Annotated in this window: 10 protein-coding genes; 5 read left to right on the top strand and 5 right to left on the bottom strand. The window is 57.4% G+C overall.

Annotated features, from left to right (window positions below; genetic code table 11):
- Positions 1–390: 390 nt before the first annotated feature.
- Positions 391–786, top strand: a complete 396-nt coding sequence (gene hpf / locus VN114_RS07440) for a ribosome hibernation-promoting factor, HPF/YfiA family (protein WP_325513534.1) — start codon at positions 391–393, stop codon at positions 784–786.
- Positions 787–806: 20 nt separating this feature from the next.
- Here hpf and VN114_RS07435 read toward each other — a convergent pair whose 3' ends face one another.
- Positions 807–1,709, bottom strand: a complete 903-nt coding sequence (locus tag VN114_RS07435; protein ID WP_325513532.1) for a DMT family transporter — start codon at positions 1,707–1,709, stop codon at positions 807–809.
- A gap of 256 nt (positions 1,710–1,965) precedes the next feature.
- Between VN114_RS07435 and VN114_RS07430 the strand changes: the two genes are divergently transcribed.
- From VN114_RS07430 to VN114_RS07420, 3 genes are read left to right on the top strand one after another with little or no spacing between them, the layout of a single operon-like run.
- Complete coding sequence (locus VN114_RS07430; RefSeq protein WP_325513530.1) at positions 1,966–2,640, top strand: (2Fe-2S)-binding protein; 675 nt, start codon at positions 1,966–1,968, stop codon at positions 2,638–2,640.
- Positions 2,640–3,620, top strand: a complete 981-nt coding sequence (locus VN114_RS07425) for a xanthine dehydrogenase family protein subunit M (RefSeq protein WP_325513528.1) — start codon at positions 2,640–2,642, stop codon at positions 3,618–3,620. The genes VN114_RS07430 and VN114_RS07425 overlap by 1 nt, the downstream gene beginning before the upstream one ends.
- Before the next feature lie 35 nt (positions 3,621–3,655).
- Positions 3,656–5,887: a xanthine dehydrogenase family protein molybdopterin-binding subunit gene (locus VN114_RS07420; protein WP_325513526.1), complete on the top strand. Its 2,232-nt coding sequence runs from the start codon at positions 3,656–3,658 to the stop codon at positions 5,885–5,887.
- Positions 5,888–5,910: 23 nt separating this feature from the next.
- On the opposite strand, the gene VN114_RS07415 is transcribed toward VN114_RS07420, so the two are convergent.
- Positions 5,911–6,300: a 4-oxalocrotonate tautomerase gene (locus VN114_RS07415; protein WP_325513524.1), complete on the bottom strand. Its 390-nt coding sequence runs from the start codon at positions 6,298–6,300 to the stop codon at positions 5,911–5,913.
- 45 nt (positions 6,301–6,345) lie between these two features.
- Positions 6,346–6,762, bottom strand: coding sequence for a MarR family winged helix-turn-helix transcriptional regulator (locus VN114_RS07410; protein ID WP_325513522.1), 417 nt, complete (start codon positions 6,760–6,762; stop codon positions 6,346–6,348).
- Between the two features lie 250 nt (positions 6,763–7,012).
- Here VN114_RS07410 and dbpA point away from each other — a divergent pair, with 250 nt between their 5' ends.
- Positions 7,013–8,401, top strand: coding sequence for an ATP-dependent RNA helicase DbpA (gene dbpA / locus VN114_RS07405; RefSeq protein WP_325513520.1), 1,389 nt, complete (start codon positions 7,013–7,015; stop codon positions 8,399–8,401).
- 23 nt (positions 8,402–8,424) lie between these two features.
- On the opposite strand, the gene VN114_RS07400 is transcribed toward dbpA, so the two are convergent.
- Positions 8,425–8,643, bottom strand: coding sequence for a hypothetical protein (locus VN114_RS07400; RefSeq protein WP_325513518.1), 219 nt, complete (start codon positions 8,641–8,643; stop codon positions 8,425–8,427).
- 45 nt (positions 8,644–8,688) lie between these two features.
- On the bottom strand, positions 8,689–9,810 hold the full coding sequence (locus tag VN114_RS07395) for a class I SAM-dependent methyltransferase (RefSeq protein WP_325513516.1): 1,122 nt from the start codon (positions 9,808–9,810) through the stop codon (positions 8,689–8,691).
- Positions 9,811–10,061: the final 251 nt, after the last annotated feature.

Here is a 10,061-nt window from a genome sequence, read left to right as displayed (position 1 = left end):
GACGATCAGCAATATCATTGCGACCCAATCGACCGCGGTCAGGCCGTGCCTGACCGCACCTGCGCGACGATCAGCGATCTGACGCCGCTCCACCATAGGTGTATCCATTATTGCCATGACGATCTCCTTTATGCGAATTATCGTGTCTTCTCTATCGTGCCTTCATGGTGCTACCCGGAAACAACAATGCAACGGACGATCTGCCCGACCGTCTGCTCCGCATTTTTTCACAACAGCCACAAAGGTCCAGTAGGACAACACCATCAATCGCCGTCAGAATACTGATGAGGAAAAATCGTTCGGATTGGTCGTAATTTTCAGAACAAGACGAGATGAACGATTCTTGGCGCGCATGTTCATACTTTCATCACTTAGAACGGGAGACAATGCATGAACATACTGATCAGCGGACATCATCTGGAACTGACGCCGGGCATTCGGGAATACATCACCACCAAGCTTGAACGCATCACCCGGCATTGCGATCGCATCATCGAAATCGACGTCACCCTTAGCGTGGACACCTTGCCGCAAAAGGAGATGCGCCAACGCGCCGAAGTCAACCTGCGGCTCAAGGGAGAAACATTGCATGCGGAAGATCAGGCGCAGGATCTGTATGCCGCCATCGATGGCTTGATGGAAAAACTGGACAGGCAAGTCGCAAAATCCAAGGGAAGAATCAAGGACCATCGCCAGGAGAGCACAAAACGAATGACTGCCAATTCGACTTTCGATGAAGAAACTGAATTTCAGCCTGAAGAACGGACGGAAACGCAACGCCAATAAGCGAATCCGCGATGCAACCTTCAGCGATGCCGCGACGAAATGACAATGCCGCCGACAATAAGGAGAAAGGCGACAGCGTGATACGCGTGCGGCATCTCTCCCAGAAATGCCGACGACATCAATGCCGCAAACAGCGGCGTCAGGTTGCTGAAGAATCCTGCAATCGTCGGTCCGACACGTTGCACACCGAGTCCCCAGCAGCGCAATGCGATGATCGCCGGGCCAATCGCGACGAACAACAGCGCCGCCGCCAGCGGCCAGCCCCATGACACTTCCTGCGGACCGACGATCTGCTCGCCAACAGTGAACATTGCCGACCACGCGACGCCAAAGGCGACCTGCGCCAACAGAAATGCGGCCCAGTCGTTGCGGATTTCCGGCGGGTCCTTCGGCAGCGTCAATAACCAGCTGTAGAACGACCAGATAATCGCTGCAATGATCATCAACACGTCGCCTGGCACCAATCGGAGTGCCAGCAGGAAACGCAACTCCCCTCGGCTCAGCACCAGCAGTACGCCGGCAATCGACAAGACCGCCCCGATCGTTTGCCGGCGCGAAATCGATACGCCGAAAAACGCCGATCCGATCAGCATCATCCAGACCGGCATGCTCGCAGCCACCAGCGTCACATTGATCGGCGATGACGTATGCAACGCCAGATACTGCAGCGTGTTGTAAAGACCGATGCCGAGAAGACCGAGCAATGAAAATCTGCGCCAGTTGGTCCATAACGCACTGCCGCGCCGAAAAATCCTGCTCGCCAGCGGCAGCAGAATCAGTAGTGCGATCGACCAGCGCAACAGGTTTAGCATGACCGGCGGTACCAGATCGTTGACTGTCCGGCCGACAATGGCATTGCCAGCCCACAACAAGGGCGCGATTGTCAAAAACAGGATGGTGGATGGCGTGAGCTTGTGATTCATCGAGAGATAACGGTGCAGAACATAAACGGATCGCATTATTTGCGGAATGCAGAGAATACCGGATTAACGCCAAGGTAATACGCAGGTGCAAGATTGCCGGTCAGGCAGATGCAATCTTTTCAAGACGCGCATATTGAACTTTCGACTACCACACGCAATCAATCAGCCACGAACACAATGCGCATCGACATGGCAGGTTGCCGATGCAGACGCTAACCCAGATCGATCTCGTTTCGACTTTTCGCAGGCGGCGTTCATGGCAGACAATCATTCCCCCTCCTCCCCTCAACCCGTCTCGACAGAGCAGGAACGGCATCCGGTCCGACCGGCGAGACGCAGCTTTCTCAAATCGATGGGTGCCTCCGGACTGGCGGTCGCCGGCAACAATGCCTGGTCCCAAACGGCTGCCGCGGAGGCCCTTGTGGCAGAAGATAGTGCCGCGCAAGCCGCCGGCAGCCATACTGTTCGGATGAACGTCAACGGCAGGCAGCAGACGCTGCAAGTCGCCGCAAATGCCGTCCTGCTCGACGTCGTGCGAGACCAACTGCACCTGACCGGCACCAAAAAGGGATGCGACCACGGCCAGTGCGGCGCATGCACGCTGCATGTCAACGGCAAGCCGGTGAATTCCTGTCTTTCGCTGGCCGTCATGCATGACGGCGACGAAATCACGACCATCGAAGGGCTGGAACGCAATGGCGAACTGCATCCGATCCAGCAAGCGTTCTGGGAACACGATGCGTTCCAGTGCGGTTATTGCACGTCGGGGCAGATGATGACGGCTGTAGCCATTCTGAAAGACAAGAGCATCGGCACCGACGATGCCAGCGTGCGTGAAGCGATGAGTGGCAACATCTGTCGTTGCGGCGCGTACAAGAACATCCTTGCCGCTATCCAGTCGGCACGCGGCAAGATCGGCGGGGCCGGCTGATGCGCAACTTCGACTACACACGTGCTGCCGATCCGGCTCAAGCGATCAACTTCCACGCACAACTGCCCTCGTCCTATCTGGCCGGCGGCACCACGCTGCTCGATCTGATGAAGATCGATGTCATGCGTCCGCAGCGCGTGGTCGATGTCAATCGCCTGCCCTTGAACAAAATAGAACCGCTGACCGATGGCCGCCTGCGCATCGGTGCGATGGTGACGAATACCGCGCTGGCAAACGACGCAAAAATCATCAGCGACTATCCGGTCCTGTCGCAGGCATTGCTGTCTGGCGCCACCACGCAATTGCGCAACAAGGCGACGACTGCCGGCAATGTCATGCAGCGTGTGCGTTGCGGCTATTTTCGCGATGGCGTGTCGCCCTGCAACAAGCGGGAGCCGCATTCCGGTTGCGCTGCGGTCGGCGGCCAGAATCGCAGCGTGCATGCGGTGCTGGGAACCACCGATCATTGCATCGCCTCGCATCCCTCGGATATGTGCGTGGCGATGGCAGCGATTGGCGCCACCATCCATGTGCAGGGACCGCGTGGTGAACGCGACATCAACTTTCTCGACTTCCACCTGCTGCCCGGCAATACGCCGTGGCAGGAGCACGCGCTGCAAAACGACGAACTGATTACCCACATCGTGCTCGACCGGCCGATCGCCGGCAGCAAATCAGGCTATCTGAAATTGCGCGATCGCGCGTCATACCAGTTTGCGCTGGCGTCCAGCGCCATCATCGTGGCAACGGAAGGCGGCGTGATCAAGGACGCACGCATCGCGCTGGGTGGCGTCGCCACCAAACCGTGGCGCGCAAGCAATGCGGAAGCGGCACTGATCGGCCAGCAACCGACGCTGGAAAATTTTCAGCGCGTTGCAATGATCGCGATGCAAGGCGCGATTCCCTACAAGCACAACGCCTACAAGATTCCGCTCGGCCAGCAGGCAATCGTGCGCAATCTGCAAACGCTGTTCGCATAAAACGTCATGCGCGATACGGACAACAGGAGAACGCAATGAGTGACAACATCATCGGCGCCGCCGTGCGACGGGTGGACGGGCGCCTGAAGGTGACCGGTGCTGCCATGTACGCAGCCGATCATCATCCGGCAAACATCGCGCACGCCTATGGCGTGTTCAGCACCATCGCCAGCGGTCGTGTGCGCCGCATCGATACGGCCGAAGCAGAAAAAGTCCCCGGTGTGATCGGCATCTATCACCACCAGCATTTTTCAAAACTGTTCCACAGTCCGAAAAACGACTTTTCGCCGCAAGACGTTGCGAATGGCAGCAAGGTCGATGAAAGCCGCCTGCCTTTCGAGGACGACCGTGTCTATTACGCCGGCCAGTTCGTCGCGCTGGTTGTTGCCGACACCTTTGAACATGCACGTGAGGCGGCCTATCGCGTCAAGGTCGACTATGTGAAGGACAAAACCGTTGCCAGTCTTGCGCAGAGCGTCAAGGCAATGGAACCGAAGGATGCGTCGAAAACATTCACCAGCGGAAATGCCGACGCTGCTTTTTCCAGCGCACCACGCAAGATCGACGCCGTCTATGTGACGCCGGTGGAAACACACAATCCGATGGAAATGCACGCCACCACCGCCCGCTGGAATAACGGCGAACTGCATGTCTATGAAGCGACACAAGGTGTCGTCATCCATCGCAATACGCTGGCGCGTATCTTCGGCCTGTCGCCGGATCGCGTGACAGTCGAGGCGCCCTTCATCGGTTCCGGCTTTGGCAGCAAACTATGGGCATGGCCGCATTCAATCGCGGCCAGTGCCGCATCGCGCATTACCGGACGGCCGGTGCAACTGGTGGTGCCGCGCGGACAGATGTTCACCACCACCGGTCACCGTCCGGAAACCCGTCAGCATCTGCGTCTGGCCACCGACGATCGCGGCAAGCTGGTTGCGCTCAGTCACGATTCGATCAACACGACCTCGTTCACCGATACCTACACCGAGAACTGCGGCGGCATGACGCAAGGCGGTTACAGCTGTCCGAACATGCGCGTGACGCACAAGACCGCACAGGTCAATCACGGCACGCCGACATCGATGCGTGCGCCTGGTGCGGCACCGGGATTATTCGCACTGGAATCGGCGATTGATGAAATGGCCATCGCCAACGGCATTGATCCGCTGGAATTCCGCAAACTCAATTTTGCGGAAATCGATGAAAGCGAAAAACTGCCGTGGTCCAGCAACCATCTGCGCGACGCTTACGATCAGGGAGCCAAGGCCTTTGGCTGGAGCAAGCGCGATCCGCGCATCGGTGCAATGCGAGAAGGAACCGAAATCATCGGCTATGGCGTTGCCGCCTGCAGCTGGGATGCGATGCGCACGCCGGCTGAAGCGCGTGTGTCGTTGCGCGCCGACGGCACCGCATATGTCACCTGCGCCGTGCAGGATATCGGCACCGGTACCTACACCGTCGCCGCACAGACAGTCAGCAGCGTGACCGGCCTGCCTCTCGAAAAAATCATCGTCAAGCTCGGCGATTCCTCGTTCCCGAGCGGACCGGTCTCCGGCGGCTCATGGGCAACGGCCAGCGTGATGCCGGCCATCGCGCAAGCCAGCCGCAAGGCGCTCGATCAATTGAAAACGTTTGCGACAGCGGAAGGCGGCAGCTTTCACGGCATCAAGCCGGATGAGCTGACAGTTGAAAACGGCACGCTGAAACATGGTTCCCGTGCCCTGTCGTTTTCGCAAATACTGCAGGCACAGAAAGTCGCCAGCGCCGAAGGCCAGGGCAACACCAAACCCGATGCTGCCGGCAAGGTTTCATTCCGCTCGTTCGGCGTCCATTTTGTCGAAGTGCGCTGGGATCCCGGTATTTCGCGCCTGCGCGTCTCGCGTGTTGTCAGCGCCATCGATGTCGGCAAGGTTGTCAATCACAAGATGGCCGGCAATCAGGTCGAAGGCGCCGTCGTGATGGGCATCGGCATGGCGTTGTTCGAGGCCACCGAATACGACGAACGCAATGCGATGCCGGTCAATAACAACTATGCGGAGTACGTGGTCCCGGTCCATGCCGATCAACCGCAAATCGATGTCATCCTGCTCGATTATCCGGATTACAAATTGAATGAATTCGGCGTGCGCGGCATCGGCGAGATCGGCATTACCGGCCTGGCCGCCGCCGTCGCCAACGCCGTCTATCACGCAACCGGCAAGCGGATACGGACGCTGCCGATCACGATGGACAAGTTGATGGACGACGTTCCGGCTGTCCGTATCTAGACTTTCGCTACTCCTTGTCGGCGTCAGTGGTGATACCGGTACTCCTGTGTACGGCCACCGTAGCCGTATGAGGCCGCCCTCACATCCTCGATGTGGATGTAGCTTTCCTCGTGCAAGTTGCCGAGAATGCGCTCGAACCCGGCAAAAGCCTCCTTGATATAGGCCGCCTTTTCATCCTTGGTGTTGGTTTCATCGGTGACCTTGATATCGAAATAGAAGCTGCTCTTTTGCTGTTCGCTTAGCAGCTTTCCTCCAACAACCCAACTGTCAGGATCGACGAAGTCGATGGCGATTGCCGTGACTTCGCGTTTCTTCTTCAGAATGCGTGTGGTCAGATCCAGCAGCAACCCGGAGATTTCCTGTACCAGTTGCGGCGTTTTTACTGCACTTACCTTGACATTAAGAATGGGCATTTCAATACTCCTTTAGTTAGCTATGCAACTATATGAAAAATAAAATTACTCCAGCCCGACACGAACAGCACGAACGTTTGCCACGGTTTCGTCAAACTTCGCCACACTCAACTCCTTCTTCAAGCGTCGTGTAACTTCGGCACTTGCCGCATTGATTCCATCTTTCATCGATTCGGCCAACTCCGTCGGTTCGATCGCCGACTCCCGTCCATCGCGATCTGTCGCTCTGCGCTCAAGCAATTTCAACTGTTGCAACCCGTCCAGCGTCCGCGTCGCCGTGGATCGCGAAATCGACAGTTCCGCCGCCAATTCGCTCTGCAGCAGTCCGGGCTTTGCCAGGACCACACGCAACATGAACGCTTGCGAAGGCGTCAGGCCGAAAGGCTTGAAGGCTTTGGTCCATTCGCGCTCCAGCGTGCGGGCCAGCGCGGTCGTATTGAAGTAAAGGCAGTGTTCGAACATGCATTCATCCTAGGACATTTTAATTCGCTATGCAACTATATTGTTCATATTTCATAAAAATAGCCATTCCCGGCCTGCGTTATATTGACATCCGCTCGAGACGAAACATCCATCAATATCAAAAACAAGGAATGTCCTTGTTGAAGTTGCAAGACGACTATCCTTATCAGGACATGTGCAAGACACATGCGTCGCCCCACCGCCTTGCCTGTTAGACTGCCAGCCTTTCCATCGTAATTGGCGCACCACCATGTCTCCCCTGTCCTTCTCTACGCTCGCCCTGTCGCCTGACATCCAGAAAAATCTGTCCACGCTCGGCTATCACGAGATGACGCCAATCCAGGCGCAAAGCCTGCCGGCGATTCTGCAGTTGCGTGACCTGATCGCACAGGCAAAGACCGGCAGTGGCAAGACGGCAGCGTTCGGTATCGGCCTCCTGCAAAAGCTGAACCCGACATGGTTTGCGGTTCAGGCACTGGTTGTCTGTCCGACGCGCGAACTGGCGGATCAGGTATCGAACGAACTACGCCGTCTTGCGCGCTTTACCGAGAACGTGAAGGTACTGACGCTCTGCGGCGGAACACCGATGCGACCGCAGATTGCCTCACTGGAACACGGCGCGCACATTATCGTCGGCACGCCGGGTCGTATCCGGGATCACATCGGGCGCGCCACGATCGATCTGTCCAAGGTCCAGACACTGGTGCTGGACGAAGCGGATCGCATGGTCGATATGGGCTTTTACGAAGACATCGCCGGCATCGCCAGTGCATGCAACGTTCGCCGCCAGACCTTGCTGTTCTCGGCTACTTACCCGGACGACATCCGCAAGATCAGTGCCGAATTTCTGCGCGATCCGGTGGAGATCAAGGTGGAATCGCAACATGACGATGCGCAGATCGAGCAGCGTTTTTACGAAGTGGGTTACGACGATCGCAATGCGGCGGTTGCACGCATGCTGAATCATTTCCGTCCGACATCGACGCTGGCATTCTGCAATACCAAGATACATTGCCGGGAACTGGCGGAGGAATTGCGCGCACAGGGATTCAGCGCGCTGGCGCTCTACGGCGAACTGGAGCAGCGCGAGCGCGATGAAATCCTGGTGCTGTTTGCCAATCGGAGCTGCTCGGTATTGGTGGCGACCGACGTCGCGGCACGCGGGCTGGATATCCAGTCATTGAATGCCGTCATCAACGTCGACGTGTCGAAAGATACCGAAGTCCACATCCATCGTATCGGCCGCACCGGCCGCAACAATCAGGACAAGGGACTGGCGCTCAGCCTGTGTGCGCCGAACGAAAAAAAATGGGTCAAACTGATCGAGGACTATCAGCAGCGTCCTGCGCAATGGTTTGATCTGGCAGAACTGGAGCCGGCGGATGGTGGCATGCTGGCCGCACCCATGGTGACGCTATGCATCATGGGCGGCAAAAAGGACAAGCTGCGTCCCGGCGATTTGCTGGGCGCACTGACCGGCGAGGCCGGGTTGACCAAGGAACAGGTCGGCAAGATCAACGTGTTCGAATTCATGACCTATGTCGCGCTGGAACGATCGGTCGCACAAAAGGCGTACGCCCGCCTGAACAACGGCAACATCAAGGGCCGCAACTTCAGGATGCGGTTCATCGAAATCTGACAACCGCGGCTGTCGGCTGCGCGTCAGTGATGATGGTGGTGATGATGGATTTCGCCCGTCGCCACAAATGTTTCGACGGCCCCCTTGTCACCGGTGGCATGACGCTTGAGTTCGCCGCAGTTGCAGATTCCCTGGTACGGCTGGATGTGCGAGCAGGCGGAAACCTTTTGCAATTGCACTTGTACCGGCTTGTTGCACTTCGCACATTTGAAGGTCAGAAAACGGGCTGGTTTGTTGGCCATGTTGATTTTCCCTTGATAAAAAACAGGTTGCGATAAGTCGTTGGTCTAGCGCGCCGTCAGACGCCACAGCGAGGTAACTTCCCTGGACCGCGCGTCATGCAACGGATCGTTTTCGTCTGCGGCGCGCGGATGCACAGGTTTGGTGTCCATGCGGGCAATTACCTTTAATCCGGCATCGTCGATCATCTGCTGCAGCTCTTCGCGCGAACGCAGTCCCAGATGTTCGGCCAGATCCGACAGGATCAACCAGCCCTCACCCTTCGCGGTCAGATGCCCGGCAAGCCCGCCCAGAAAACCGCGCAGCATGCGGCTGTCAGGATCGTAGATTGCATATTCGATGGCGGAACTCGGGCGCGCCGGAATCCACGGTGGATTGCAGACGATCAGCGGCGCCTTGCCTTCCGGGAAAAGATCGACGTCGACGATCTCGACCCGATCGGTCAGATCGAGCCGCTTGATGTTCTCCCGTGCGCACGACAGCGCGCGTGCGTCCTGATCGGTGGCGATCACTTCCTTGATGCCGCGTTTGGCCAGCAATGCCGCGATCACTCCTGTGCCGGTACCGATATCGAAAGCAAGCGAAGTCGCAGGCAGCGGCGCTTCTGCAATCAGATCCAGATATTCGCCGCGAACCGGGGAAAACACGCCGTAATACGGGTGAATGCGCGCGCCGAGTGCCGGAATCTCGACACCGGTCTTGCGCCATTCGTGTGCACCGATCAACCCGAGAATTTCACGCAGGGAAACGACGAATGCCCCATTGCTGGCGCCGTAGGCTTCATTGCACGCGAGCTTGATATCCGGCGCGCGACGCAACGGAATCACATAATCGTCCTCAATCTCGATCAGCAGCATGCCCAGCGTACGCGCACGTTGCGATTGCAACTGGCGATGCTGGTTGAAAGCGTCGATGGCAGAAGCCGCGGCCTTGCGCGGCTTGCGGTCGATGCGACGCGCCAGTGCCTGCAAGAGTTGGCGTGCATTCTGATAATCGCCGCGCCACAGCAGTCCGGTGCCCTCACTCGCGAGGCGAAACGCCGAATCGGCATTCAGTGTATCGTCTGCAATGACGACGCGCTTCGGTGCCGCCGCGCCGCGTTCGGACTGCCAGCGGACGGAGCGCTCTTCTCCCGCGTCGTCCCAGGTAATGACTGCTTGCGTACTCATGACAGATGCTCCATTCCGGCAAGGCGGAAAACGGCAAGAAAAAAGGCGGAAAAGGAAAATGACATGCGCGATCCGGTTTGGCAAAGGCAGCATTGTGGGGCAATGTGAACCGGTGTGGGGACGAAGTTTCGGTTTCGTTATGTTTTGTCCGTTTCCGACCGGGCGTTGATGATGGAACGAAGTCGATAAATCGTCTTCCAACCCTGTAGGTATGATTTCATTTTCACAACAAAATGCATCAAACATTGTCT

The sequence above is a fragment of the Oxalicibacterium sp. genome (genome assembly GCF_035565035.1).
GTDB lineage: Bacteria > Pseudomonadota > Gammaproteobacteria > Burkholderiales > Burkholderiaceae_D > Oxalicibacterium.
The sequence above is the reverse complement of the archived record's forward strand: the minus strand, read 5'-3'. Positions and strand labels throughout refer to the sequence as shown.